Here is a 26,565-nt window from a genome sequence, read left to right as displayed (position 1 = left end):
CCGGTAAAAATACAGAGTGAGCGGATATGATAGCTTTTTGTTTACATTATTTTAAGAAAAGAGCTTTATTTATTACAAAAGTGTTGACAAAAGCGGATAAGATGTTATTATATTGATATAACATATATGATAAGTATGAATGGAGGGGCAAGTTATGCTGGACGATGGATATCGAGAAGAAATCAAGCAGAAAATCACAGAAACGTTTTATTGGCTTCACCAGCACCCGGAACTGTCGTATGAGGAATATGAAACGACTGGCCGCTTAAGGGATGTCCTGGTGTCAGCAGCTATTAAAATCCTGGACCTTCCATTGGCAACCGGTCTGGTGGCGGAAGTCGGTCAGGGAGAGCCGTTGATAGCCTTGCGGGCGGATATCGATGCATTGCCGATTGCGGAGCAGACGGATTTACCCTATCGGTCGCAGCAGACAGGAAAAATGCATGCCTGCGGACATGATTTTCATGCCGCTGCTCTTTTAGGAGCCGCTCTGTTGCTGAAAAGGGAGGAAGCTCAGCTTCCGGGAAAAGTGCTTCTTATCTTTCAGCCAGCAGAAGAAGCACCAGGCGGTGCCAAAAAGATTTTGGAAACGGGAGTGCTTGATGGCGTGCGGGCGATTTTTGGCTTGCACACGTCGCCACTGTTTGCTGTTGGTGAAGTAGGGCTTATGGCAGGTCCGGTTATGGCCGCCGTGGACCGGTTCAACGTGGAATTTCAAGGCAAAGGAGCTCATGCGGCGCATCCGGAACGGGGAAACGATACGATACTTATGGGAGCATCCTTTGTTACGAGCTTGCAAAGCATTGTCAGCCGCAATGTAAGCCCTTTGGAGGCGGCGGTGGTTACGGTTACCCAGTTTCATGGTGGCAACACCTGGAATGTTATTCCGGGGAAAGTACAGCTCGAGGGAACCGTACGGACTCAGACGCCTGAAGCGCGGGCGTTTATCAAGCGGCGGCTGCAGGAAATCGCACAAGGTGTGGCCGCATCCTTTGGCGGGACGGCAGTGGTCAATTATGTGGCTGGTCCGCCAGTAACCTATAACGATGCGCATCTCTATGAATTTGCCCGTCAAACGGCGCAAAATACCAGTCTGATTGAGCGGCAGGCGCCTGCATCATTAGGCGGTGAGGATTTTGCGTATTATCTGGAAAAGATTCCGGGGATGTTTTCCCTTATCGGTACAGGTATTGGTCCTGTCAATCATAACCCGAAGTTTACGGCAGACCCGCAGGCACTTTATCCTGCTGCGGATTATATGGCCCGGTTAGCCCAAGGGGCACTCAGGCAGGAGGTGTGGAAACATGATTAAGATTTCGCATGTCAGCAAAAGTTTTGTGAGTGATGCGCAGAAGGTTAAGGCGTTGCGTGATGTTTCGCTCACGATAGAGAAAGGACAGATTTGGGGGATTATCGGTTTTAGCGGCGCGGGAAAGTCCACGTTGCTGCGCATGGTCAATGCGCTGGAAGTGCCAGACCAAGGTTTTGTCGAGTTAGATGGGCGCAAGCTGGCAGATTATCCCGAGAAGGAACTTCGCAGCGTGCGTAAGCGGATTGGCATGATATTTCAGCAGTTTAACCTGCTGGAATCCCGTACCGTTTACGAAAACATTGCCATTCCGTTACGGCTCAATCACACACCGGCAGAGCAGATAGCCGCGCGGGTCGAGGAGCTGCTGGCGTTTGTGGAACTGGAGGGCAGGAAAGATGCTTACCCCTGGCAGCTGTCCGGCGGCCAGAAACAGCGCGTGGGGATTGCCCGTTCCCTGGCTACCAATCCGGAAATCCTGCTGTGCGATGAGGCAACCAGTGCGTTGGATCCGGATACTACGGAATCCATTTTGCAGCTGTTGGCACAGATTAACCAAAAGCTGGGAATTACCATTATTCTGGTTACGCATCAGATTCAGGTCGTGCAGCGCATCTGCAATCGCGTGGCGGTGATGGAAAACGGCCAAATCGTAGAACAGGGATCGGTGCTCGATGTGTTTGGCAATCCGCAGCAGCCGATTACCCAGCGATTTGTACGGACAGTTATTCCCGACGAATTGCCAGAGAGTTTGGTGGCAGATTTGCAACAGGAAAAGCGGGAATACAAATTGCTCAAACTGCGGTTCCAAGGCGAGGTGGCAAAGGAAAATATTCTCTATAACATAAACCGCCGGATTCCAGTGGAAAGCAGTGTTTTATTTGCTGCGGTAACGGAATTGCAGCAGGTGATTCTGGGAATATTTATCGTGAAATTTATTGGGCCGGCAAAATCTCTGGCCGCCACAACGGAATATTTGGATCGTCATAATGTAGTCTGGCAGGAGGTGGCCGTATGATAAATTTGGGTGTATCGCCGGAACAGCTCGTATTATCGGCAGAACAGACATTATATATGGTTTTTGTGGCACTGGCCATTGGCACAGTATTGGCCCTGCTGATTGCGGTGACGCTGGTGGTAAGCCGCCAGCAGGGACTTATCCCGAACCGGCGCATTTATGTGCTCTTGAATTCATTGGTGAATACCATCCGCAGTGTGCCATTTATCATTTTGCTGGTCTTTATTTTGCCACTGACGAAGCTGATTGTGGGAACACGTATCGGTACTACGGCGGCTTTGGTGCCATTGGTGGTTTTCATCACGCCGTATCTGGCCCGGCTCTTCGAAAATTCCTTTTTGGAGGTCAACCCGGGGATATTTGAAACGGCAAAATCGATGGGGGCATCGTACTGGGAGACTATCTGGTATTTCCTGCTGCCGGAGGCAAAGGCTTCGCTGATTTTATCGGTCACGACCGGAACGATTGGTCTGCTGGGAGCTACAGCGATGGCCGGGGCAATTGGTGCCGGCGGCGTAGGCGATTTGGCGCTGACCTATGGGTATGAGCGCATGAATTTTCCCCTGATGCTATTTACCGTTATTGTTTTGGTGGTGTTCGTACAGCTGATTCAGTCGGCGGGAAATTTTTTTGCGGCAAAAGCTCGTGGTCATTGATGTTATGATTGGGAAAGGATGATATATCATGAAACTTAGAAAATGGATAGCAGCAGCTTTGGCGATTACGACTTTATTGGCAGCAGGCTGCGGCTCGCAGAATGATAATGGTGCGGATAAGAAAGAACTGGTATACAGCAAATCTCAGGGCCCGTACTCGGAATTGTTTGAACAGGGAGTCAAGCCGATTTTGGAAGCGAAAGGCTATAAGCTGGTCGGTAAGGATATGTCGGATTTGCTGCAGGCGGATGTGGTGCTAAACGATGGCGAAGTGGACTTTAATGTCGAGCAGCACACGGCCTATATGGAGAATTTTAATCAGAAGCAGGGCGGAAAATTGGCGGCCGTCACGCCGATTCCTACGGTACCGGCAGGAATTTACCCTGGCAAAAAAACGAATCTGAAGGAAATTGCCGCCGGTGACCGTATCGCCGTGCCTAATGATGCGGCCAATACGGCTCGAGCGTATGCGCTATTACAAAAGGCTGGCTGGATAAAACTCGACCCGCAGAAAGACTTGTCGACGGTGACCCAGGCAGACATTATCGAAAATCCTTATAATCTGCAGTTCACGGAGATGAAGTCCCTCAACATTCCAGCTGTGCGTACGGATTTTGACTTTATCGTTATTACCGGTTCGATTGTCTACAATGCCAAAATCGACCCGCAGACCGCCCTGCTGACCGAGGACATCCTGCCACATCTGCTGCTCCAGCTCGTCGTGTGCGAGCAGGATAAAGACGCCAAATGGGTCAAGGACATCATCGATGCCTACCATTCGGCAGAGTTCAAAGAGTATTTAAAGAAAAACAACAACGGACTTTGGTATGTGCCAGAGGAAAAATAATCGGTTAAAATATGGCTATTGCATCGATGCGTGCAATAGCCATGTTTTATATCTGCAGGTGGTTTCTTTTCGTATGGAACGGATTCTGCTATAATAGGGGCTGGAATGAATTGATACGGATTGAGGTGCGGGGATGGAGTTTTTGGATATACAGACGCTGGGATTTCTGGTGTTTTTTGGTTTTATGGCATCGTTTATTGATTCGGTAGTCGGCGGTGGCGGACTTATTTCGATTCCGGCGCTGATGTGGACGGGACTGCCGCCCGTGACCGTGCTGGGGACGAACAAGGCGGCGGCCGTTATGGGGGCGCTTACGAGTTTCGTGACCTTTGTGAAATCGGGCAAGGTGGATATGTGGCTGATTAGGCGATTGTTTCCGATTTCGCTGATTGGTTCGGGGATAGGCGTACTGGCTGTGCGCATGATACCATCGGATATCCTGCGGCCGTTGGTGGTGGTCATGCTCGTGGCTGTGCTTATCTACAGTATTGCCAAAAAAGACTGGGGACGGGAAAATCACTATGCGGGCATGTCAGCGCGGCTGCTCATCCTCTCGTGCCTTGTGGCGTTTTTATTTGGATTTTACGATGGATTTTTCGGCCCGGGGACGGGTTCGTTTTTGCTGTTTGCCTTTTTGCTGGTGGGTTTTGACTTTATCGGGGCGGCGGCTAATGCGCGGGCACTGAATTTTGCCAGCAATATTTCGGCGGCGGTGCTCTTCACGTATTTTGGTCTCGTAGACTTTTCCTATGCGATTCCGATGGGGCTTTCGATGATTGTTGGAGCCTGGTGCGGGGCCCGCATGGCTCTCTCTAAGGGTACGGGATATGTGCGGCCGCTGTTTATCGTTATGACGACCATTTTGATTGGCAAGCAGCTATTGGATTTGTTCAAGTAAGGGGCGATGGTTTTGGCCGGGATTCCGGATTATATGACATACGATTATTTGCGCAATCTGCGCATGAATCACGCAGCCTGGCGGTTACTTACAGCCGACCAGGCTGCCTTTATTGCGGCCTTTTTTTACCGGGAGTTTATTGCTGGCAAACGCCGCGGCATTGAGGCGCAGGAACTATTGGAGCATCTGGATATGTTCCTCTACGATGCGCAGCAGCAGACGGAAGGGGAAGCTTTCGGCCGTGCCCCGCAGGATTATTTGGAAATTTGGTCTGACCCCGATCATGGCTGGCTGCGGAAATATGAATATCACGATGACTGGTATTATGACCTTACTGCTCCAGCCCAGAAGGCCGTGGAGTGGCTCGTAAGTTTGCACAAGCAGGATTTTGTCGGTACGGAGTCGCGCTTGCGCACGGTTTTTAATCTGCTTCATGAAATTGCCCGGGAAACAGACACCGATGTGGAGCACCGCAAGGCGTATCTTCGCGAACAGCAGCAAAAAATCGCGGCGGAGTTAGCAGAAATCGAATCAAGTGGTGTGGTAAAACCCCAGCTCGATGATGTGCAGGTCAAGGAGCGGTTCTTGCAGGCCGAGGACACCGCCCAGGCGATATTGGCCGATTTTCGTGAGGTGGAGGAGAACTTCCGCGAGCTTACGCGTAAAGTACAGGATGATGTAGTCAAGTGGACGCGGGGCAAGGGCGAACTGCTGGAAAAGATATTCAATGAGAGTGATATCATCCGCAAATCGGAGCAGGGGCGGAGTTTTATGGCGTTCTGGCGCTATTTGATGCTGTCGCAGCAGCAGGAAGACTTTCGGGAGACGATGGCGCAGCTGAGTAAGACGGAGCCTATCCGGGAATTGCTGCCGGATCATCCGCTGATGTCCATCAATCGGGAATGGGTGCGGGCGGCAGGTTCGGTGCAGCAGACACTGGGGCAGCTCTCAGCCCAGCTGCGCCGCTATGTCGATGAAGCGTATCTGCAGGAGGAACGGACGATTTACCAGCTGATTCAGCGAATCGAAACGAGTGCCGTGGATAAGCGCGGCCAACTGCCGGGGGGCGAATTTACGTCTATCCGGGAGATTGCGCCGGCCGTACAGCTGCCGATGGAGCGCCGCCTCTTTGCCCCGCCGCAGGCAACAAAGCTCGTGAGTCCTGTATTGCAGGCGGGCAGTGGGGAAGATGGGGAGCTTTCGGCCATTTTCAATCAGGTCATTGTTGACCGCGAGCAGCTTCAGACAAATGTCAATGACCTTTTGGCTGAGCGTCCGGAAGTCAGCTTAGCGGAAGTGCTGGCGGTACATCCTTTGCAGCAGGGATTGCCTGAGCTGTTAGGGTATTTGGTACTGGCCAGCCATGAAGAAGCCGAGGCTTTTGACAGCAGTGCATTAGAGCGTATTTTATTTGAACGCGACGGGCAGAAGCTTATGGCCGTTTGTAATCGGGTTACATTTCGGAGGAAATCATAGATATGGATTTGGAGAATAACGCAGCCGATATGGGCGAAAATCCGCAGGAGCAGGCTTTTTCGCGGGCGGCTGTCATGCTTTTAAAGGGAATCGTCAGCCGCGGACGGGATGAGGCACTTTGGCAGGATATTACCAGCCGCCAGACGGAACTGCGTGATTATTTCCGTCGCATTGGCCTCACGCTTATCATCGATGAGCTTGACGAGTATGCCTATCTGCGCCAGGAAGAAGGCAGCGGTCTGCCGCATATTGTGCCGCGCTATCCGCTGAGCTATAATCTGTCGATGCTGTTGGTACAGTTGCGCAAGGTGCTGGCTGAGTATGACCGGGCGGCCGGTGGCGACCGCGTCGTCATCAGCTTCGAGGATATTCTGCGCCGCATGGAACCCTTTTTGCCGGTGCAGATTAATGAGATGAAATACCGCCAGTCGGTAGAGCATCTCGTGCGCGCGGCGATGCGCATGGGCTTTTTGCTGAAAATCAAGGGCAAGGATACGGATTACGAAGTGCGTCCGGTTTTGCGCAGCTTTGTCGATGCGCAGTGGCTGGATGATTTTGCGCGGAAATTGGAGGCGTATGAACAATACGGGCAGGCGCGCCATGATGCAGCGGACGAAGAGGAAAATGAGGAAGGAGAGATGATGGATGAACTTATTCGAGACGACGACTGAACTGAAGGACATCCCGCTCGGCTTCCGTCTGCAACGGCTTGAAGTCTATAACTGGGGAACTTTTGACCAGAAGGTCTGGACGCTGGAACTTGCGGGCGATACGTCGCTGCTTACCGGTGATGTCGGTTCGGGAAAGTCGACATTAGTCGATGCCATCATCACGCTTTTGGTGCCGCCGCGCAAGGTGACCTATAATAAGGCTGCGGATGCGAGTGCCAAGGAACGCAGTCTGGCTTCGTATGTACGCGGATATTATGGACAGAAGCGCACGGAAGATGGTGGCGGCCGTCCCGAGGCTTTGCGCGGCAAAGACCAGTACAGCGTCGTTCTCGGCGTGTTCTCGGATCGGAATTTTGGCCGCACGGTGACGCTGGCACAGGTCTTTTGGTTCCCCGATGAGGCGGCGGCTTCGCCTAAGCGGTTTTACGTGCTGGCGCAGAAGACTCTTTCGATAACGGAGCGCTTTTCGGCTATCGGCGGCGATATGCGCGCATTCCGCAAGCAGCTCGAACGAGATTCCTTTATCAAGACCTTTGACGACTATCCTCAGTATGGGCGTGAGTTCCGCAAGATTTTCGGCATCCGTCAGGTTCAGGCAATGGATCTGTTCCAGCAGACGATTTCGATGAAAAAAGTCGACAGCCTCACAGGCTTTGTGCGCCAGAATATGCTCGAAGTGCCGGATGCGGAGCAGGAGGTCGAAGTCATGCTGCGCCAGTACCATGACCTCGAGGCGGCGCATCAGGCAGTGGAGCGGGCCCGTGAGCAGCAAAAATACCTGCAGCCCATTGAAACACTCGGTGAGGAATACGCAGCTGCCGGCCAGAAGCAAAAGGAAAATGCCGTCATGCAGCAGCATTTGGCCAGCTGGTTTGCCGGCAAGGCGTATAAAGTGCAGGCGGGCATGCTGCAGCAGTCCGAGGAAAAGTTAGCCGGACTGCAGAAATGCCTGCAGGATGCCAAAGGCACCTTCGGCAGTCTGCAACAGCAGCTGGACGGCGTCCGCCGGGAAATGGCCCGCAATGGCGGCCAGCAGCTGGACGAGGTGCGTCACCAGCTGGAGCTTTGCCAGCAGCAAAAGGGCCAGTGCGAACTGGTGCGGGAAAAATACCAGCAACAGCTTGATTTGCTCGCATTAGCGATGCCGTCCTCGGCAGAGGCTTTCCGCACGAATCAGCAGGACATGCAGGAACGCGGCCAGTCCATCGAGCAGGAGCTCGAGGATTTGATGGCGGATAGTGTTGCTGTTGAAGCCAACCGCAAAGAGGCTGTGGCGATGGAGGCGCAGCTGACGGAGGAAATTGAATCGCTGGCAAAGCGCAAATCGAATATCCCGAATAAATATGTCAAGATTCGTAAGCAGCTTTGTGAGGACTTGGGGCTGGCGGAAGATGAGATGCCCTTTGCCGGGGAGCTTATGGCCGTCAAGGAAACAGAAGCCGAATGGGAAGGCGCGCTGGAACGGCTGCTTCATGGTTTCGGTATTTCTTTGCTGGTTTCCGATGCTCATTACGGTGAGGTCGCTGGCTGGATGGAAAAGCACAATCTTCATGTGAAATTGGTGTATTTCCGCGTTTCGGACTACGTAGAATCCGTGGATCTGGAAACGCTGCCCGAGGATGCCGCCTGCCGTAAACTGCTGCTCAAAGAGGAGTCGGCGTATTGCGGCTGGCTGAGCAGTGAGCTCTATACACGGTTCCGTCATACCTGCTGTGAGACGATGCAGGAATTCCGTCAGGCCAAGTTTGCCCTGACCCGCAACGGACAGGTCAAGATTAACGGCCGCCGTCATGAAAAGGATGACCGCCGGGACCTCGATAACCGCCGCGATTATGTGTTGGGGTATTCTAACCTGCGCAAAATCCAATCCTTGCAGGAGGAGCGCGAGAATATCCGCGAGGAACAGAAATTTTTCCAGCAGAAGCTGCGTAAGAATAAGGCGGCGCAGAAGAAGCTGCAGGGAGAAAAGGACGCCATTATGCTGGCAGGCCAGGTCAAGAGCTTTCAGGAACTTGACATTGTGCCGCTAAATCAGCAGCTGGCAAAACTTCAGCAGCGTGTGGAAGAACTGCGGCAAAAGAACGACGTTTACCGCAAACTCCAGGAGGAAGAGCAGGACCTGGTGCGTCAGGTGGCGCGCTGCCAGCAGGAAGTAAGTTCCAAGCAGGATGAAGCCAGCCGGATTCAGGAGCGCTGCCGTGGAACCCGTGAACAGATGATAGTAGAAGCCGAGCTTATGAATGAGACCCCTGCTGAGGTGCAGTCTGAGGTATATCCGCTGCTGGAGCGCTATATGGCGGAGGCGTTGCCCAATCAGACCTTTGAACTCACCAGCCGGCCGAAGCTGCAGGCCCGCTTTGGTGCTTGGCTGCAGGAAGAAGGTCATCGGCAGGAACAGATTCTTCGTCATCATGGTGAGGAGCTCACGCGGCTGATGACGGGGTTCCGGCAGAATTGGCCCGAGGCGAGTGCGGACCTGCTCTGTTCTCCGGAGGCAGCTGCGGATTATATCGCCGTCCTCAACCGCCTGCGCACCGACGACTTGCCGAAATTTGAGGGACGGTTCCGGGAATTGCTGAAGGAAAATACCATCAATCAGATTGCGCTTTTCCAGACGCATTTGGAGAACACCTGTCAGGAAATCGAAGACCGTATCGCGCGCATCAACCGCTCGTTGGCTGAGATTGACTATAATGAGGGCCGCTATATCCAGATTGAATGCAGTCATGCGGTAAGCGATACCATACAGCAGTTCCGCCGTGACCTGCGGGCCTGCACCGATGATGCACTGACTGGTGCTGTTGATGACAGTTACAGTGAACAGAAATTCCAGCAGGTGGCGAAAATATTGGAGCGCCTGCAGGGAAGGCCTGGCTGTACGGAAATCGATGCCCGCTGGCGGCGTGAGGTCATCGACGTGCGCAACTGGTATACGTTCGCCGCATCTGAGCGGTGGCGCGACCCGGCTCCCGGCATGGATGTGGAATATGAGCATTATACGGATTCGGGCGGCAAGTCGGGCGGCCAGAAGGAAAAACTTGCCTATACGATACTAGCGGCAAGTATCGTGTATAATTTTGGCCTCGAAGGAAAACGGGCCAGTGAGCAATCGTTCCGCTTTGTCGTCATCGATGAGGCCTTCCTTAAGAGTTCGGATGAGTCGGCACGTTTTGGGCTGGAGCTCTTCCGCAAAATGGATTTGCAGCTGCTGGTGGTAACGCCGCTTTTGAAGATTGCGACGATTGAACCATTCGTGCGTCATGTAGGTTTCGTCTATCAAAAAGATGAAGAGCATAAGTCCTATTTGCGAAATTTGACGATAGAACAATTGCAGGCTGAAAAAATGGCTCATAACGAGCAAAAGTGAAGAAAATCAACAGGTTTAAGGCATCCTATTTATGGGATGCCTTTTTTATTATAAATGGCATCAATAAGAAAAGTGATAGTTTTCAGAATAGCGTAATGTAGAAAACTACCGACAAAAGTCCTAAATTTTGTAGAATCCTAACATTGTGGGAGGTGCTGACACAGAGTATAATTAGCAAGTGTCGTTTTCGGATGCGAAAACAGTTGGGTGTAGGAAAAAGGATCTGGGGACAAGAGTTTTTAACAGCAAAGAGAAAGGCAGAGTGAAGGAATGCGATTAAAGGACGTTCGTATTGGTTACAAGATTATGGTGCTGGTAATCATTGGCATCATCGGTATGGTAGCTCTCGGTTTATCGAGTTATCAGGGTATGAGCAAGGCAAGTGATGATCTCGACAATATGTATAGTCGCAAATTGCAGGCCACTCGTTTGCTCGGAACGGAAATCAGTCTCATGCGTGCCGTCAAGGTAAGCACTGTTGAATATATTTTAGAACCGAATGATGCCAAGGTAGAGGAATCGATTGATGTAAACATCCAGAAGTACGAAAGCTACTGGAGTGAATATCGGCCACTGGGCATGCGGGCGGACAAAGCTGCCGCGGAGATCCCGAATACGGAAGCCAAGTGGAATGAATTTAAGCAGGGTGTGCAGGAAGCACGCCGCCTGGTGAAGGAAGGCAAGAAAGAGGAGGCCTGGAAGCATTTTCGCAAGGTTGAACTGACGACGGCAGAAGATTTGCTCAAGAGTCAGCAGGCTCTGCGCAAAGTAGCCGATGATAATGCAGATATTCTCAACCAGGAAATCAAGGAAAGCAATACCAATCATATCAAGTTCTCGTTCATGGTAAACTTGGTAGCGCTGGCATTGCTCGCTGGTTTGTCCGTCGTTATTATCCGCGATATCACGAGCTCGCTTCATCGTGGCGTTGCCATTTGCGAAGCAATGAAAAAAGGTGATTTCCGTACCGATGGCGTAAGCAGCATCGACCGTGGCGATGAGCTCGGCGCTATGGCCAATGCACTGTTTGCGATGCGCAAGGAACTCAATGACCTCATGCGCAGTGTCAGCGAGTCTTCCGAGCAACTCGCAGCTTCCTCCGAGGAGCTTACGGCCAGCTCGAATCAGGCGGCGCAAGCATCGACGCAGGTTGCCCAGTCGGCTTCTGAAGTCGTCAACACGGTTGAAAATCAGCAGAAAGCTGTCGTCAACAGCAATGAGTCGGTAGCTCGTGTTCAGAGCGCTGTGGCTCACGTCAAGGAGCAGTCGCGCATGGTAGCCGGTAATTCGGCTTCGGCAGCTGAACAGGCTGCTGCTGGTTCGGTATCCATTGATGACTCGGTTGAACGCATCAAGAGTGCTGAGGAAACGGTTAAAGGTTCGGCAGAGGTCGTTGACCGTCTGGGCGTCCGTTCCCGTGAAATCGGCGAAATCGTCGATACGATGGCCGGTATTGCTGAGCAGACGAACCTCCTGGCGCTCAATGCGGCTATTGAGGCAGCCCGTGCTGGTGAGCATGGCCGTGGCTTTACGGTAGTAGCGGAAGAAGTTGGCAAACTCGCCCACGAATCGCAGGAATCGGCGGAAAAGATTGCGCAGCTTATCAAAGGCATCCAGCAGGATACGGAAGCAGCTGTCAAATCGATGCAGAACGGCCGCGAAGCGGTGGTATCGGGCGCGCGTTCCGTTGAAGAACTGCGGTCGATGTTCGATGAAATCAACAATCTCGTCAAAGGCGTTTCCGTTCAGATTCAGACGGTCGATGAAGCCGTTGATGCGATGACCAAGGAAGCAAACTCCATCATGGACGAGGTAAACAACATCAGTGGTTACAGCAACCAGGTGTCTTCGGAAATGCAGGCTGTATCGGCTGCGACGGAAGAGCAGTCCGCATCGGCAGAAGAAATTGCCTCGGCAAGTGATTCGCTGGCAGCACTGGCCCAGAAACAGCAGGAAACTTTGTCCCATTTCAAATTTTAAAAGACTTATATTACAGAAGAAAAGCTGTCGTCTCATAAGCGTATGAGACGGCGGCTTTTTGTCGTTAGAGCGATAAGTAATAGTGTGTATAACTTTTTCATATAGGGGAATATGTATTTTTCTACATGTTTACGCTTGTAAATGGTGCTGTTTTCCGTTAAAATTGGCAATGCAATCTTTTTGGGGAAGAGAAAGATGATTAACGGAAAAGTGGGACTAGCTGGGAAAGTAGGACCACTGCAGAAAGGCAGTGTGAGAAAATGAGATTGAAAGACATCAAAATGGGGTACAAGATTCTTGTCTTGGTACTTGTGGGGATTATCGGTATGGCTGCATTGGGCATTTCAAGTTATAACGGAATGAGCAAGGCCAGCACCGATATCGAAGATATGTATAGCAATAAGCTGAAAGCCACGCGTTGGATGGGCTCGGAAATGAGTCTGATGCGCGGCGTTCAGATGAACGTTGTCAAGCATATCCTTGACCCGAAAGACAAAGCCATCGAGGAGGCTTTGGACGAACGCATCAACAAATACAATGAAAACTGGGAGAAGTACAAAGTCATCGGCATGAAGTCCGAACGGGCAGCTGCAGAAATTCCGAATACGGAAGCGTTGTGGGCAAAATACATGAAGGAAGTCCAGAATGTTAAGTCTTTGGTAGCTGAAGGCAAGCAGGCGGAAGCCTGGACGGCGTATAAGAAAATCGAGAACACGACGGTAAAAGACCTGCTCAAGAGCTTGCAGGGCTTGCGTCAGGTGGCCGATGACAACGCTGAAAACCTCAACAACGACATCAAGGATAGAAACAGTCACCAGATTACCTTCTCGATGATTCTGGTGCTGGTGGCATTCGTCATTCTGGGCGGCCTTTCGGTCATTATTATCCGCGATATTACGGAATCGTTGGGCAAAGCGGTAACTGCCTGCAACAGGATGCGTGACGGTGATTTCCGGATGGCCAATCAGGGGGTGATTGACCGCGGAGATGAGCTGGGCCAGATGCTCCGCGCGTTGGGGCAGATGCGCGGCGAACTCACGAAACTCATGCGCAATGTCAGCGAATCGTCCGAGCAGCTGGCCGCATCGTCGGAGGAGCTTACGGCAAGCTCCAATCAGGCAGCGCAGGCTTCGACCCAGGTTGCGCAGTCGGCTTCGGATGTCGTAAACTCGGTCGAAGACCAGCAGAAAGCTGTTGTCAAGAGCAACGAGTCGGTTGAGCGCGTACAGCAGGCTGTAAGCCATGTAAAATCCCAGTCGGCAAAAGTTGCCGACAATTCAGCATCGGCAGCCCGCCGCGCTGCCGATGGTTCGGTAGCTATCGGCGAATCGGTTGAACAGATTCGCAGCGTTGAAAAAACGGTAAATGGTTCGGCAGAGGTCGTTGACCGTCTGGGTGAACGTTCGAAAGAAATTGGCGAAATTGTCGACACGATGGCCGGTATTGCTGAGCAGACGAATCTGCTGGCACTCAATGCTGCTATCGAGGCTGCCCGTGCTGGTGAGCATGGCCGCGGTTTCACGGTAGTTGCCGAAGAGGTCAGCAAACTGGCCCATGAGTCCCAGGAATCGGCAGAAAAGATTGCCCGTCTTATCAAGGACATACAGCGTGATACGGAGGATGCCGTTGATTCGATGCGTAATGGCCGCGAAGCGGTTGTGGCCGGTGCGCGTTCGGTAGAAGGCCTGCGCTCGATGTTCGAGGAAATCAATGGCCTCGTTAACGGCGTATCGCAGCAGATTCAGACGGTGGATGAGGCTGTTGAGGCAATGGCGGCAGAGTCGGCAGCTATCACGACGGAAGTGGCCAACATCAGCGAATACAGCAATCAGGTAGCATCAGAGATGCAGGCTGTATCGGCTGCCACGGAGGAGCAGTCCGCTTCGGCACAGGAAATTGCTTCAGCCAGTGATTCGTTAGCAGTTCTGGCCCAGAAACAGCAGGAAGCGTTGGCAAAATTCAAATTCTAATTCAATACATGAAGGTGGTTCTTCCTGGTTATGCCGGGAAGAACCGCCTTTTTTATAAATGTAAACAAATTAAAACAATTTCAAATCAACGATAAACCTATTGAAAAAAGCCGGAAGTGATATTATAATGTAGATAGGAAAATATACCTATTGAATAACGGATTAAGGAAATGTACAAGGAAAGAGAGGGATAATCATGGGTATATCGGCGGTTAGCATCACGACGCTGACCAGTTTCCCTCAAATGAACCGCGAGGTAACCGCGAGGGGACAACAGGTAGCGAAGGAGCATAGTGAAGCAGCGGCTTCGTATACAAAAGTTTCCAATTTTGGAAATGAGACGAAACTGGGCAGCAGTGCTTTTCAGCAAGCGAACTCCACGATAATCAACATTGGTGAAAGCAAGACTGCTATGCTGATGGACCGCAGCAAGTCTTATTACGAAGTTTCGAACTTCGGCAATGAGACCAAGCTTGGCTCCAGCAAGTTCCAGCAGCAAATCAAAGCCGATGCGGAACAAGGCGCACAGAACCTGTCCAAGGGCATGAAAGCAACGGCGGACATTACGCGGGTATCGAATTTCGGCACGGAGACGAATCTCGGCAAGAGTGGTTTCCAGCAGGTTAATGCGCAAATCATGCAGGCCCGGCAGAAAGCCTATACGCAGTTTGCAGACTTCCAGAAACAAGCTGGCAGCAGAGTCGACATTGGTGCGTAATGTGTAAAATGAAGCGTTTACTTTGACCTTCCTCAGTTTGAGGAGGGTCTTTTTTTGTGCGTCAGGAATACCTGTAGCGAATGTTACAGCCTGCAGGAAGGGGCTCCGCTATAATTGGATTTGTCAGGAAGAGCAAACGATATGGTTTGGGTATTATGGTTCCGAATGCAACACAGGCGGAAAAGGAGAGATATTTTATGGAAAACAAGATGTTTTGTTATCAGTGCCAGGAGACGGCAGGCTGCAAGGGCTGCACGCAGGTGGGTGTCTGCGGTAAGAAGCCGGAAGTTGCGGCAATGCAGGACCTCCTTATCTATGTAACGAAAGGGTTGGCGGCAGTCACGACGCGTCTGCGCGCTGAAGGTAAGAAAGTGGCAGCAGAGGTCAATCACCAGATTACGTTGAATCTGTTTGTGACGATTACCAATGCCAATTTTGACCGCGAAGCTATCGTAGCGCGCATCAAAAACACGTTGGCCGTTAAGATGGAACTGCTCGCAGGTCTTGCCAATCGCGAAAATCTGCCCGAGGCAGCGCTTTGGAATGATACGGAAGACGGCTTTGATGCCAAAGCTGCCAAGGTTGGCGTTCTTGCGACGGAGAACGAGGATATCCGCAGTCTGCGCGAGCTTATCACCTATGGACTCAAGGGCCTGGCAGCGTATCAGAAACACGCTAATGTCCTTGGCTATGAGAATGAGGCTATCGACGCTTTTGCGCAGTCGGCACTGGCCAAACTCCTCGATGACAGCCTGACGGGCGATGACCTCACGGCATTGACGCTCGAAACGGGTAAATGGGGTGTCGATGGTATGGCACTTTTGGATAAAGCCAATACGGAAACTTATGGCAATCCGGAACTCACAAAAGTTGATCTTGGCGTGCGCAAGAATCCTGGAATTTTGATTTCGGGTCATGACCTTAAGGATCTTGAGATGCTCTTGGAGCAGACGCAGGGCACGGGTGTCGATGTTTACACCCATGGCGAAATGCTGCCGGCTCATTACTATCCAAAGTTCAAGAAGTACGAGAATTTTGCGGGCAACTACGGCAATGCCTGGTGGAAACAGAAAGAGGAGTTTGAGTCGTTTAACGGCCCGATTCTCATGACGACGAACTGCGTTGTGCCGCCGAAGGCATCGTATCAGGACCGCCTGTTCACGACGGGAGCTACGGGCGTGCCGGGCTGCCAGCATATTGCTGCCAAGGCTGATGGGACGAAGGATTTTGGTCCGGTTATTGAAATGGCAAAGAAGTGTGCAGCGCCGACGGAACTCGAGCAGGGGCAGATCGTTGGCGGCTTTGCCCATGAGCAGGTCTTTGCTGTTGCCGACAAGGTCGTTGAAGCAGTAAAATCCGGTGCAATCAAGAAGTTTGTCGTCATGGCTGGCTGCGATGGCCGCATGAAGTCCCGCGACTATTATGCCGAATTTGCCAAAGCCTTGCCGCAGGATACGGTTATCCTTACGGCTGGCTGTGCAAAATATAAATACATCAAGATGAATCTTGGCGATATCGGCGGTATCCCGCGCGTGCTCGATGCCGGCCAGTGCAACGATTCCTACAGTCTCGCGCTCATCGCCTTGAAGCTTAAGGAAGTATTCGGTCTTGAGGATGTCAACGAGCTGCCGATTGCCTACAATATTGCCTGGTATGAGCAGAAGGCAGTTATCGTCCTGCTGGCACTGCTGCATCTCGGCGTCAAGAACATTCACCTCGGCCCGACGCTGCCGGCATTCCTGTCCCCGAATGTGGCCAAAGTTCTCGTGGAGAATTTCGGCATTGGCGGCATTACGACCGTAGAAGACGATATCAAAAAGATGATTGGCTAAGCTTGGCCAATGCTATAAGCAGTCTGTTATTGTGGTTTTGTCCATGATAATGGGCTGCCTTTTTGTGCAAATGACCAAGGCAGGATTTTGTGGGAACGAGTAGAATAATGGCTATAAAGAGTTGCTGATGCAACATAAGTATGTGATTATAAGTGCTATAATTAGGCCAATTACAGCGGAAATGAGGAGGGGATTGAATGAACGGCTATCAGCTGGATTTGCAGGAGTTGCCACTGTTCCGCGATGTTTCGGCGGAGGAAGTGGAGCGCTTTATTCAGAGCACTGGTGCGTCGGTTAAGCGCTACGCAAAGCATACGCGGATTCTAAAAGCCTATGAGCCGAATGCCAATATTGGGGTAGTCGTTGAGGGGCAGGCACAGGTTATTGCCGAAGACCGCTTTGGCAATGAGTCGATTGGTCATAAACTCGAACGCGGTGGGATGATGGGCAGTGCTTCGGCAATCTTGCCGCAGTTTCAGCTCAATAATAATACGTCAATTGAGGCACTTACCGATATAATCGTGCTTTGGGTGCCGTATCGAGCACTGCTGGTGGCGGGACCCAAGCTGGGGCATACGCATGGGATGGTTATGCGGAATCTGTTGGAGGCATTTTGCAGCAAGAATGTCATGATGATGGAAAAGATTCAGCTCTTATCGCAAAAAACACTGCGTGAGCGGCTGATTGTCTATCTGTTGCAGCGGCAGGGTCGCTGCCACTGCGAGCAGGTAAAGGTTCCCGGCCGCGTACAGCTTGCCAAGGAAATCGAGTGCAACCGCAGTGCGCTGACGCGGGAGATTGCGGCGATGAAAGCCGAAGGCATGCTGGTGGTTGGTGAAGACTGGCTGCAGCTTAACAAGGAACGGATTGGGTGCTGAGCTATGGTGACGATACGGTTTGAAGAGGTTATACAGAGATTCCATGGCCGGACGATATTTGGTCCTATTCAGGCGGAACTTGCCAGCGGGCGGATAGTGGCCGTGACCGGTCAAAATGGCAGTGGCAAATCGACGCTGCTAAAACTGGCGGCCCATCTATTACTGCCGACGGCGGGGCGGGTCGTGGTTATGGCGGATGGCAGAGAACTGGTGGGAGACAGCCTGCGCCGCCGACTGGCGATGGTGACGCCGGAGCTGCGCTTCTATCCGCGCCTTACCGCCAGGGGAAATATGGATTTCTTGCTGGGACTCAGGGGGAGAGCGCTTGATGAGACAGCGTATCAGGCCTTGCTCGAACGCGTAGGCCTGCGGGAAAAAGAAATCGGTACAGCGTTTGCTGGGGAGTTTTCGACTGGTATGCGTCAGCGTTTGAAGCTGGCGGTGCTGTTGGCATCGGGGGCAGATATCTGGCTGCTCGATGAGCCGGGGGCCAATCTCGATGCGGCAGGCCGGAAGCTTATTCTCCGCGAGGCTCGTCAGGCGGCTGATGAGGGGCGCCTGGTATGTTGGGCGACCAATGACGAACGGGAGGAGGCGGCAGCTGATGCAGCAATCAAGCTGGCAGGGCATTAAGCTCGTCTTTCGGAAAGAATTGGTGGTTGGCTTGCGCTTCAAGGCCGCTTGGGCTGCGATGCTGATGTTTTCGCTGACGACGCTGGCCTGTGTCAGTATGGCCTTGCAGGGCGGGACGCTTGAGCCAAGGCTGCTTGCGGCGCTCTTATGGGTTATCCTGTTCTTTGCTTCACTGGCTGGTGCTGACCGCGTCTTTGCCGATGAAGACACGGCGGGAACGCTGCTGGCACTTCGCATCTATGGCCCATCGCAGGCTGTGCTTATGGGCAAGATGCTCTATACGTTTTTCCTCATGGTGGCGCTGGCTGCCTTTATTACGCCACTGTTCGTGCTGCTCTTAGACGTGACGGTTACGGCACCGGGCCTTTTGACCGTTGCTTTGCTGCTGGGCTGCGGCGGTATTGCGGCCGCCGGTACCTTGATTGCGGCGCTGACGACAGGGGCGAGCGTTCATGGCGGCTTGTTTTCGATATTGATGCTGCCGGTTATCCTGCCGGTTTTTTTGCCGGCTATTTCACTTTCGGCCGCTGCCTTTGGCGGCGGGGATAGTGCAGGTTCGTACCTCGTCGGTATGGGACTTTATGACCTTATCCTGGCCGTTGGTGCTTCGCTTTTGTTTGATTATCTTTGGTATGAAGACTGAATGCCTTCTATGAGTATGGGGTGGATGAAATTGAAACAGGGAAATTATCTGTTGGCAGGTATTGGCTTGTTGACGGTGGTGCTGCTCTATCTTGTCTTTTGGGTAGTGCCGCCAGCGCAGGGGCTGGGAAATTATGTGCGCATTGCATTTTTCCATATTCCGGTGGCCTGGGTGTCGGTACTGGCTTTTCTCATGAGTGCCGGCTGGGGCGCAGGCTATCTGCGGCGTCGGGATATGCGCTTTGATGCGCTAAGTGCGGCGTCGGCCAGATTCGGGTTGATTTTTGTCGTGCTCGCAACGGTCAGCGGGGCGGTTTTCTCTAAGCTGACCTGGGGGGCTTATTGGAATTGGGACCCGCGGCAGACGACGATTTTTGTACTGCTCCTGATTTATGGGGCATATTTGACGCTACGGGCGGTCATGCCGGAACCAACGCGCCGGGCGCGGGTGTCGGCCGTCTATGCCTTGTTTTCTTTTTTGACTGTGCCGTTTTTGGTGTTTATCATTCCGCGGTTGTTTTTTTCCCTGCATCCATCGCCGGTTATCAATGGCAGTGGTTCGGTAGCAATGGAACCAGTGATGCTTGCAACACTGCTGGTTGGGCTGCTGGATGCGACACTTATTTATGCCTGGCTGGTGCGAAAAAGTGTTAGCGGCCGGGATAAGGAGGTATTAGCATGAATCGCAAAATATTGCTGGGGATTCTTATCCTGGCGTTTCTCGGTTATGCCGGCTACAGCTTTGTCGATTCGGTTACGCCGTACGTCGGCATCGCGGAGGCGCAGAAGGCCTCAGGCAGTGTTCAGGTCAAAGGCTTGCTGGCTGAGTCGGCTGAGGCACCACATATGGAAGGGGATTATTTTGTCTTTACGCTCCGCGATGAAGATACGGGCGAGACGATGCCCGTGCGCTATCATGGGGCAAAACCAGACCAATTTGATGAGGCGCACCATATTGTTGCCGTGGGAAAGTATAAGGATGGCGCATTTCAGGCGGATAAGCTGCTCATAAAATGCCCGTCGAAGTACGAACAGCAGGGGAAAAAGTAGGAGGGATTCTCGGTTGATAGGAACGATATTTTTAGCAGTGACCTTGGCACTGTCCCTATGCGCGCTGCTTTGCTATGCCACCCGTGCTGAGCGCCTGGAACGCTGGGGGCGGCTCTTTACGCTGCTGTCACTTGCAGGGGCGGCTGGTGCCAGCGGTTATTTGATGTGGCTTATTTTCGGCAATCACTTCGAGATTGCTTATGTGGCAAGTTATTCCTCCGCTGAGCTTCCAGCGGTGTACAAGTTCTCAGCTTTTTGGGCTGGCCAGCAGGGGTCGTTCCTGCTGTGGCTGCTGATTCATGCCGTGGCAGGCGTTATGCTGAGTTTTCGCCAGCGGCTTACGTCTGTGGGCATGGCGGTGTATATGTTCCTGCAGGCGCTGCTGGCATTTCTGGTCATGGCGAAGAGCCCGTTCTTGCCGCAGGAGGCTGCGGTCGAAAATGGCGTTGGGCTCAATCCGCTTTTACAGGACCCGTGGATGGCAATTCATCCGCCGGTTATCTTTATTGGCTACGCTTTGCTCGCCGTTCCCTTTGCCTGCTCGGCGGCGGCGCTCATCGAGAATCAAAAGGCGAAGCAGTGGCTCGAACAAGCGCGCCGGTGGACGCTGGTGGCCTGGGCATTCCTCGGTGCCGGCATCTTTATCGGCGGTTATTGGGCCTATAAAGTGCTGGGCTGGGGCGGCTTCTGGGGGTGGGACCCTGTGGAAAATTCCTCGCTGGTTCCCTGGCTCGTGGCCGGTATCTTCATCCATGTCCTGCGCGTGGCCAGAGTTCGTGAGGCGGTTCTTTCGATGGTTCACCTCGCGGCGGTGTTCGCGTTTTCGTTGGTGCTCTATGGCACTTTCCTGACGCGCAGCGGCATTCTTGGTGACTTTTCGGTGCATTCCTTCAGTGGCACGAGCATTGGCATGACGATTGCCGTAGTCAACGCCATCGTTCTCGTCAGCGGGTTGCTCCTGCTGACGGTGCGGGCGAATAAACTGCCGAAGGGCGAGATGTATCCGGGCTATAACAGCCGCGAGTTTATTGTTTTGCTGGGTGCGCTGGTGCTGGTCTTTATTGCCGCGGTGATTTTCCTTGGCATGTCGATGCCGCTCTTGACGCAGCTTGTGGGCCGGCCGGCCGCTGTCGATACGGATTTTTATGTGCGTACGACTTTGCCGCTGGCAATTGTCATGATGTTCTGTATCGCTTTTGCCTGCCTGCATCGTTATGGGGACGGCAGTAAAATCGTGGCGGGCAGGATGCTCGGTATTTTCTTTGCCGCTGGTGCGGGAATTTCCTGGCTGGCCGGCGTTCGCCAGCTGTTGCCGATTGTCTTAGCAGGGGCGGCAGTCCTTGGGGCGGCGGCATCGGTACTGAGCTGGCGAAAAAAAGCGCTGGGATTCGGCGGAATGGCAGCGCATTTTGGCCTGGGACTTTCGCTGTTGGCAATTGTGCTGGCGGGCAGTGGCAGCCAGAGCACTTCGCGGGAGCTGAATGTCGGCGAACCGGTAACCCTATACGGTCATGAGATTGTTTATAAAGGGCAGCAGTTTGCCGATGATATGAGTGCCAAGTACTACATTTATACGGTCGATGGGCGTGAGGTGCGTGCGCTGACAAAACTTCACGCCAATGGCGAGGATGCGGCTCGCGAACCGGCTATTGACAAAACGCTGGCGGGCGATATCTACATCGCCCCAACGCCACCCAAGGACAGTGGCCGTCAGGAACTCATCTTAAAGCATGGCCGCATGGCAATGGATGATCTCTATGCTTATCGCTATGAGGGCGCCAAGATGGAGGAACAGGGCGGCGGCAGAATGCTGGTCACGGCCGCGATTGCCGTGACGGATGGCGAAACGATTGAGCGTGTCGAGCCGGCGATACAGGCAACGCTTGAGGGCGGTACCTCAAAGCCTGTCGATGTCTTCGGCGGCAAGAAACGCGTGCGCCTGACCGGCGTCTCAGCGGATCAGAAACAGGCGCGGCTGGAAATCCTGCCGTCGCTGGAAACTGAAACGCAGCAGGCCATAACCGCCAGCATCAGCACCAAACCGTTCATCTGGATGTTGTGGCTTGGCAGTGTGCTGGTCTGTGTGGGAACACTGGCTGCAGTCAAAAAATAAGACAATATAATCCGGGAATAGCAATAGTCCGGCGGTTCGTAATGGAGCCGCCGGATTTTTTTACGAGAATAATTTTTATAAGTGAAAAAAGTCTGACAAAAGGTTGCGTGAGCAACATCACATAAATTTGACAAATGATATAATTTTCGTAAGTGAGAGGAGGGGAGCGGAAGTGGATTTCAAACAGCTTTTTCAAAAGCATACGTTGGCATGTCTGGCGGGAGGATTCGTCATTGGTGTGGCGGCTTGTGGCTTTGGCGCGGCGATGATGTCGTTTTCGGGCAGTCCTGAGTTTTGCGGCACTTGTCATGCGATGAAGACAGAAGCCTGGACGTTTGCTGAGTCAACGCACAGCAAGCTGGAATGTACGGATTGCCATTTGCCCCATGACAACATGGCTATCTACCTGATGGAGAAGGGGAGAACCGGCATGGTGGACACCTATCATGAGGTGATGCGGGATTATCCGGCCCATATCAAGCTGTCGGCGGATGGCAAGAAGACAGTCAATGCGAATTGCTTGCGCTGTCACGAGAATACCATGAAGAATGTTCATGCGCAGATTGGTGTTGACCTCGACACTGGCGCGGACTGCATGAAATGCCATAGCAGTATCGCTCATGGCGCGAACCATCTTGAAGGGGGGATAAAAGTTGAGTAAGCTACAGAAGATTTTAGCGGGAATTGCAGCGGTCTGCCTCATATTCTTCGGCTTTATCGTGGTTCGCATCGGTGCAGCACCGAATGACGACAGCGTGAAACTGGCGAAGATTCCTAAGGACCAGCAACTAACAAAGGATGGGTATAAGGATGCTTACCCGCTTGAGTACGAGTCCTTTATGAAGAACAATGAGATGCATCCATCGCCGACCGGTTATGGCGGTTCTGATAAGGTGGATCATCTGAAGGAACAGCCGGAGGCAATCGAGAACTTCAAGGGCTATAAGTTTGCGCTGCAGTATGATGATGACCGTGGTCATACCTATGCAGGCATTGATATTTTAGAATCGAAACGCCGCCCTGGTCAGAAGGGCTCGTGTATCGTCTGCAAGAGTTCCTACATGTATGATGTTTATTTCAAGGAGAGCGGTTGGGATTTTGCTACGAAGCCATTTGATGAGATTGCCGCTCCGATTAAAGATGATGAATGGTTTGGCTGCTCGAGCTGTCATGACCCTGAGACGATGGAATTGCGTGTTTATCAGCAGGGCTTTGTCGAGGCTATGGCCCGCCGTGGCGTAGACATCAGCAAGGCGTCGCATAACGAAATGCGCGCGTATGTCTGTGGCCAGTGCCATAACGAATATTACTTCGCCAAGGAAGATGGCCGCGTCGTTGAGCCGTGGGACAATGGTTTTGACGCCGAGGAAATCTACCAGTATTATCAGGATGGGCATGCGGGCGGATTTAAGCAGGACTGGATTCATGCAGATTCCAAGACGCCAATGCTCAAAGCCCAGCACCCGGATTACGAGACCTGGCAGGATTCGATTCACGCGATGAATGGGGTTACCTGCGTCGACTGCCATATGCCGTATATGCGCAAGGATGGTCAGAAATACACCTCGCATTGGATGACCAATCCGCTGCTGACGCCGCAGGAATCGTGCCAGAAATGCCATCAGGAAAGCGCTGAGACGCTGACCAAGCGCGTTAAGACGATTGGGGACAACACGTTCAAGCTGCAGCGCATTGCCGGGCAGACCGTAGCCAAAGCCCATCAGGCAATCAAGGCGGCGATGGATGCCGGCGCAACCGATGAGCAGCTCGCAGACGCCCGTCAGACGCTGCGCGAAGCTCAGTGGTATTGGGATTTTGTAGCTGCCGAGAGCAGCATGGGCTTCCATAATCCGGACAAACAGCTGCGCGTACTCGGTTTGTCAATCGATAAGGCGCATACTGCAATTGCCCAGGCCAATGCGATTGCCAAGGGAAGTTTATAAGAATAAGCAAAGAACTGTGAGGCAGAAATAGCTGTCTCACAGTTTTTGTTTTGCGAAAGGTTTCATAAAGATATGGTATAATATAAGGATAAAAGAACAACTACAGCAGGAAGCGAGGGATAGAAATGAAAAAGAGATGGTATGGGATAGGCGCGCTGCTCTTAGGGGCAGCCGGTCTTGTAGCGAGCGGAAGCTTTGGCAATGATAATCCGGCAGCCAGTCAGGTCGTTCAAAAAAGCGTCAAGCTGGTACAGGCGGAGGCCGAAGCCGGCAGGGATATGATAAAGGCACCGAAGGCGGAAGCGGCCAGCCAGCAGGCCGATATCGAGACGGCGGTGCAGTGGGCGATGGCTATCGCCGATGACCCAAGTCATGGTTATTCCCAGGGAGCTGAAAATGCTACGGCCAGCTGCCCGTATACGGGTTCGCGGGAAGGCCCGGATTATGACTGCTCGTCACTGGTTTATCATGCACTTGATCATGCAGGTTTTCCAATCATTGCGGCCTGGCGGCAGAATCCGGACTATTACCGCTTGTATAATGGCAAACAGGAAACCGGCGATGCGGATACGATTTGGCCGGACATGCAGCGAATCGGCGGATTTACGCGCTATTCCTGGGCGGCAGTCAAAGACAATCTCAAACGGGGCGATATCCTTTGCAAACCGGATTCGCATGTGGCCATCTATATTGGCAATGGCAAAACCGTTGAGGCCCGCGGCGTAAATAACCCGCGTGGCGGCAGCTGGCGTACCGGTGACCAGGGCGGCGAAATCGACTATTACAGTGCTTATGGGCGCAGCTGGACCGAAGTGTATCGGTATACGGGGAAATAAACGTAAACGCAGTATAACTTGAGAGGAGTAGCGGATGGAAAGTAAAGACGGACAGAGTATTGCGGTTGCCAAGTTATACTATGAATCCGATATGAGTCAGCAGAAGATTGCGGAAACCCTTAATTTGTCGCGGCCAACAGTTTCGCGGCTGCTGCGTCATGCCAAGGAACAGGGCTATGTGGAAATCAAGATTATTGACCCCACCGAAAGCATGACAGCGTTGGCGGAACGGCTGCGGGAAAAATATGGGCTGGATTATGTTAAAATAGCAGCCGCACCCATGGAGACGGAACTCGAGCAGAAAAAGGCAATTGGCGCAGTAGCGGCCGAATATCTCAGCGATATCATTAAAGATAATGATATCGTTGGGGTGGGCTGGGGAGAAATCCTCTACGAGATGGCAAAACGCCTGCCCGCCAAGAATATGCCGCATGCGAAAATCGTCGAATTAAAAGGCGGTATCAGCCTCAACAACAACCGGACTTATGCGCAGGAAATCCTCGACCTGTTTACGCAGGCCTATTCGGCCCAGGGGTATTATCTGCCGCTGCCGGTGATGTTTGATACGGTGGCAGTCAAAGACATCGTATCCCAGGATAAATTCATCCGGAATATTTTGCAGCTGGGGCGTGATGCCAATATTGCCGTGTTTACAGTTGGTTCCGCCAGCAAGGAATCGACCATATTCCACCTCGGTTATTATATCAACGATGAAGAGTGCAAGTTTATCCAGCGCCATGCCGTAGGCGATGTGTGCTCGCGGTTTTACAACGAGCAGGGCGAAATCTGCGCACCGCATGTGGATGAGCGCACCGTAGGGATTGCGCTCGAAGATTTGAAGGCTAAACCGCAGCGGATTATGCTCGCGGGCGGCAAGCACCGCCTGTCTGCAATCCGGGCGGCGCTCAAAGGTGGTTTTGCCACGGCATTTATTACTGACCAGCATACGGCGAAAATGCTAGTTTGAAAAAAGTTTCAAAAACGTATTTACAAAATTTCACAGCGGGATTATAATATGAATTGTAAAGAATGCAATACCGAGAAAGGGGAATTGTAAATGAACGCAAAGGAAATTATGTCTCGTGTTGACCATACGTTGCTGAAGCAGACGGCTACCTGGGAGGATATCCAGCGTATCTGTGATGAGGCTGTAAAATATCAGGCAGCTACGGTCATGATTCCGTCCTGCTTTATCCCGCGCATCAAGGCGAAATATGGCGATGCACTGAAGATTGCAACGGTGGTTGGTTTCCCGAATGGTAACTGCAACACGGCTGCTAAGATTGCCGAGACGGCACAGGCTTTGGCTGATGGTGCGGTAGAAATCGATATGGTCATCAACATCGGCATGCTCAAAGCTGGTGAGACGGACTATGTTACGGAAGAGATTCGTGCACTCAAACGCGTCTGCGGTGACCGCGTACTCAAGGTTATCGTTGAGACCTGCTTCCTCACGGAAGAAGAGAAAATCGCAGCTTGCAAATGTGTCAATGAGAGCGGTGCTGATATCATCAAGACCTCCACGGGCTTTGGTACGGCTGGTGCAACGCTGGAAGACATTGCCCTCTTCAAGAAGCATATCAATGAAAATGTCGGCATGAAAGCTGCTGGCGGCATTCATACGCGCGAAGAGATGGAAGCTTATATCAATGCTGGTTGCTGCCGTTTAGGCGCAAGCGCAGCAGTTAAAGTCCTGAAGGACGAACTGTAAGAAATAAAAAATTCCGT

The 26,565-nt window shown here is 52.4% G+C and carries 23 protein-coding genes; all 23 read left to right on the top strand.

Annotated features, from left to right (window positions below):
* The first annotated feature begins 154 nt into the window (after positions 1–154).
* The 23 genes from FZ040_RS09165 (at position 155) to deoC (ending at position 26,548) form a co-directional block, all read left to right on the top strand.
* Positions 155–1,312: an amidohydrolase gene (locus FZ040_RS09165; protein WP_149171719.1), complete on the top strand. Its 1,158-nt coding sequence runs from the start codon at positions 155–157 to the stop codon at positions 1,310–1,312.
* Positions 1,305–2,327 carry a methionine ABC transporter ATP-binding protein gene (locus FZ040_RS09160; protein WP_149171718.1) on the top strand — a complete coding sequence of 341 codons (1,023 nt, stop codon included), beginning with the start codon at positions 1,305–1,307 and terminating at the stop codon, positions 2,325–2,327. The genes FZ040_RS09165 and FZ040_RS09160 overlap by 8 nt, the downstream gene beginning before the upstream one ends.
* Entirely contained in the window at positions 2,324–2,983 is a 660-nt protein-coding gene (locus tag FZ040_RS09155; protein ID WP_149171717.1) for a methionine ABC transporter permease, read from the top strand. The genes FZ040_RS09160 and FZ040_RS09155 overlap by 4 nt, the downstream gene beginning before the upstream one ends.
* 28 nt (positions 2,984–3,011) lie before the next feature.
* Entirely contained in the window at positions 3,012–3,830 is an 819-nt protein-coding gene (locus FZ040_RS09150; protein WP_149171716.1) for a MetQ/NlpA family ABC transporter substrate-binding protein, read from the top strand.
* Positions 3,831–3,963: 133 nt separating this feature from the next.
* Positions 3,964–4,728 carry a TSUP family transporter gene (locus tag FZ040_RS09145; RefSeq protein WP_187620299.1) on the top strand — a complete coding sequence of 255 codons (765 nt, stop codon included), beginning with the start codon at positions 3,964–3,966 and terminating at the stop codon, positions 4,726–4,728.
* Positions 4,729–4,740: 12 nt separating this feature from the next.
* Positions 4,741–6,204, top strand: a complete 1,464-nt coding sequence (locus FZ040_RS09140) for a DUF3375 domain-containing protein (RefSeq protein WP_187620298.1) — start codon at positions 4,741–4,743, stop codon at positions 6,202–6,204.
* 2 nt (positions 6,205–6,206) lie between these two features.
* Positions 6,207–6,875 carry a DUF4194 domain-containing protein gene (locus FZ040_RS09135; RefSeq protein WP_149171714.1) on the top strand — a complete coding sequence of 223 codons (669 nt, stop codon included), beginning with the start codon at positions 6,207–6,209 and terminating at the stop codon, positions 6,873–6,875.
* Positions 6,850–10,242, top strand: coding sequence for an ATP-binding protein (locus FZ040_RS09130; RefSeq protein ID WP_149171713.1), 3,393 nt, complete (start codon positions 6,850–6,852; stop codon positions 10,240–10,242). Before FZ040_RS09135 ends, FZ040_RS09130 begins: the two co-directional genes overlap by 26 nt.
* Before the next feature lie 270 nt (positions 10,243–10,512).
* Positions 10,513–12,222, top strand: coding sequence for a methyl-accepting chemotaxis protein (locus FZ040_RS09125; protein WP_149171712.1), 1,710 nt, complete (start codon positions 10,513–10,515; stop codon positions 12,220–12,222).
* A gap of 260 nt (positions 12,223–12,482) precedes the next feature.
* Complete coding sequence (locus FZ040_RS09120) at positions 12,483–14,192, top strand: methyl-accepting chemotaxis protein (protein WP_149171711.1); 1,710 nt, start codon at positions 12,483–12,485, stop codon at positions 14,190–14,192.
* Between the two features lie 196 nt (positions 14,193–14,388).
* Positions 14,389–14,910: a hypothetical protein gene (locus FZ040_RS09115; protein ID WP_187620297.1), complete on the top strand. Its 522-nt coding sequence runs from the start codon at positions 14,389–14,391 to the stop codon at positions 14,908–14,910.
* A 197-nt stretch (positions 14,911–15,107) separates the two neighbouring features.
* Positions 15,108–16,742, top strand: a complete 1,635-nt coding sequence (hcp, locus tag FZ040_RS09110; protein ID WP_149171710.1) for a hydroxylamine reductase — start codon at positions 15,108–15,110, stop codon at positions 16,740–16,742.
* A gap of 197 nt (positions 16,743–16,939) precedes the next feature.
* Entirely contained in the window at positions 16,940–17,620 is a 681-nt protein-coding gene (locus FZ040_RS09105) for a Crp/Fnr family transcriptional regulator (protein WP_149171709.1), read from the top strand.
* Positions 17,621–17,623: 3 nt separating this feature from the next.
* Entirely contained in the window at positions 17,624–18,253 is a 630-nt protein-coding gene (locus tag FZ040_RS09100; protein WP_149171708.1) for an ABC transporter ATP-binding protein, read from the top strand.
* Positions 18,225–18,896: a heme exporter protein CcmB gene (locus FZ040_RS09095; protein WP_149171707.1), complete on the top strand. Its 672-nt coding sequence runs from the start codon at positions 18,225–18,227 to the stop codon at positions 18,894–18,896. The genes FZ040_RS09100 and FZ040_RS09095 overlap by 29 nt, the downstream gene beginning before the upstream one ends.
* A 24-nt stretch (positions 18,897–18,920) precedes the next feature.
* Positions 18,921–19,577 (top strand): cytochrome c biogenesis protein, encoded by a 657-nt coding sequence (locus FZ040_RS09090; RefSeq protein ID WP_149171706.1) that lies wholly within the window; start codon positions 18,921–18,923, stop codon positions 19,575–19,577.
* Positions 19,574–19,945 carry a cytochrome c maturation protein CcmE domain-containing protein gene (locus FZ040_RS09085; RefSeq protein WP_149171705.1) on the top strand — a complete coding sequence of 124 codons (372 nt, stop codon included), beginning with the start codon at positions 19,574–19,576 and terminating at the stop codon, positions 19,943–19,945. Before FZ040_RS09090 ends, FZ040_RS09085 begins: the two co-directional genes overlap by 4 nt.
* A gap of 13 nt (positions 19,946–19,958) precedes the next feature.
* The gene (gene ccsA, locus FZ040_RS09080; protein ID WP_149171704.1) at positions 19,959–22,058 is read left to right on the top strand and encodes a cytochrome c biogenesis protein CcsA; all 2,100 of its coding nucleotides are present in this window, start codon (positions 19,959–19,961) and stop codon (positions 22,056–22,058) included.
* A gap of 172 nt (positions 22,059–22,230) precedes the next feature.
* Positions 22,231–22,719 (top strand): cytochrome c3 family protein, encoded by a 489-nt coding sequence (locus FZ040_RS09075; protein ID WP_149171703.1) that lies wholly within the window; start codon positions 22,231–22,233, stop codon positions 22,717–22,719.
* Complete coding sequence (locus tag FZ040_RS09070; RefSeq protein ID WP_149171702.1) at positions 22,712–24,001, top strand: ammonia-forming cytochrome c nitrite reductase subunit c552; 1,290 nt, start codon at positions 22,712–22,714, stop codon at positions 23,999–24,001. Before FZ040_RS09075 ends, FZ040_RS09070 begins: the two co-directional genes overlap by 8 nt.
* 125 nt (positions 24,002–24,126) lie before the next feature.
* Positions 24,127–24,837, top strand: coding sequence for an NlpC/P60 family protein (locus FZ040_RS09065; RefSeq protein WP_149171701.1), 711 nt, complete (start codon positions 24,127–24,129; stop codon positions 24,835–24,837).
* A gap of 34 nt (positions 24,838–24,871) precedes the next feature.
* A complete protein-coding gene (locus FZ040_RS09060; RefSeq protein ID WP_149171700.1) occupies positions 24,872–25,804 on the top strand; it encodes a sugar-binding transcriptional regulator in 933 nt (310 codons plus the stop codon).
* A gap of 90 nt (positions 25,805–25,894) precedes the next feature.
* The gene (gene deoC, locus FZ040_RS09055) at positions 25,895–26,548 is read left to right on the top strand and encodes a deoxyribose-phosphate aldolase (protein WP_149171699.1); all 654 of its coding nucleotides are present in this window, start codon (positions 25,895–25,897) and stop codon (positions 26,546–26,548) included.
* Positions 26,549–26,565: the final 17 nt, after the last annotated feature.

The sequence above is a fragment of the Pseudoselenomonas ruminis genome, assembly GCF_008271295.1.
Classification (GTDB): Bacteria; Bacillota; Negativicutes; order Selenomonadales; family Selenomonadaceae; genus Selenomonas_A; species Selenomonas_A ruminis.
This window is presented reverse-complemented; position numbering and strand designations above follow the sequence as displayed.

Coding starts and splice junctions, on each gene's coding strand:
- FZ040_RS09165 (WP_149171719.1), top strand. CDS start 155: ATGCTGGACGATGGATATCGAGAAGAAATCAAGCAGAAAATCACAGAA.
- FZ040_RS09160 (WP_149171718.1), top strand. CDS start 1,305: ATGATTAAGATTTCGCATGTCAGCAAAAGTTTTGTGAGTGATGCGCAG.
- FZ040_RS09155 (WP_149171717.1), top strand. CDS start 2,324: ATGATAAATTTGGGTGTATCGCCGGAACAGCTCGTATTATCGGCAGAA.
- FZ040_RS09150 (WP_149171716.1), top strand. CDS start 3,012: ATGAAACTTAGAAAATGGATAGCAGCAGCTTTGGCGATTACGACTTTA.
- FZ040_RS09145 (WP_187620299.1), top strand. CDS start 3,964: ATGGAGTTTTTGGATATACAGACGCTGGGATTTCTGGTGTTTTTTGGT.
- FZ040_RS09135 (WP_149171714.1), top strand. CDS start 6,207: ATGGATTTGGAGAATAACGCAGCCGATATGGGCGAAAATCCGCAGGAG.
- FZ040_RS09130 (WP_149171713.1), top strand. CDS start 6,850: ATGAACTTATTCGAGACGACGACTGAACTGAAGGACATCCCGCTCGGC.
- FZ040_RS09125 (WP_149171712.1), top strand. CDS start 10,513: ATGCGATTAAAGGACGTTCGTATTGGTTACAAGATTATGGTGCTGGTA.
- FZ040_RS09120 (WP_149171711.1), top strand. CDS start 12,483: ATGAGATTGAAAGACATCAAAATGGGGTACAAGATTCTTGTCTTGGTA.
- FZ040_RS09115 (WP_187620297.1), top strand. CDS start 14,389: ATGGGTATATCGGCGGTTAGCATCACGACGCTGACCAGTTTCCCTCAA.
- hcp (WP_149171710.1), top strand. CDS start 15,108: ATGGAAAACAAGATGTTTTGTTATCAGTGCCAGGAGACGGCAGGCTGC.
- FZ040_RS09105 (WP_149171709.1), top strand. CDS start 16,940: ATGAACGGCTATCAGCTGGATTTGCAGGAGTTGCCACTGTTCCGCGAT.
- FZ040_RS09100 (WP_149171708.1), top strand. CDS start 17,624: ATGGTGACGATACGGTTTGAAGAGGTTATACAGAGATTCCATGGCCGG.
- FZ040_RS09095 (WP_149171707.1), top strand. CDS start 18,225: ATGCAGCAATCAAGCTGGCAGGGCATTAAGCTCGTCTTTCGGAAAGAA.
- FZ040_RS09090 (WP_149171706.1), top strand. CDS start 18,921: ATGAAATTGAAACAGGGAAATTATCTGTTGGCAGGTATTGGCTTGTTG.
- FZ040_RS09085 (WP_149171705.1), top strand. CDS start 19,574: ATGAATCGCAAAATATTGCTGGGGATTCTTATCCTGGCGTTTCTCGGT.
- FZ040_RS09065 (WP_149171701.1), top strand. CDS start 24,127: ATGAAAAAGAGATGGTATGGGATAGGCGCGCTGCTCTTAGGGGCAGCC.
- FZ040_RS09060 (WP_149171700.1), top strand. CDS start 24,872: ATGGAAAGTAAAGACGGACAGAGTATTGCGGTTGCCAAGTTATACTAT.
- deoC (WP_149171699.1), top strand. CDS start 25,895: ATGAACGCAAAGGAAATTATGTCTCGTGTTGACCATACGTTGCTGAAG.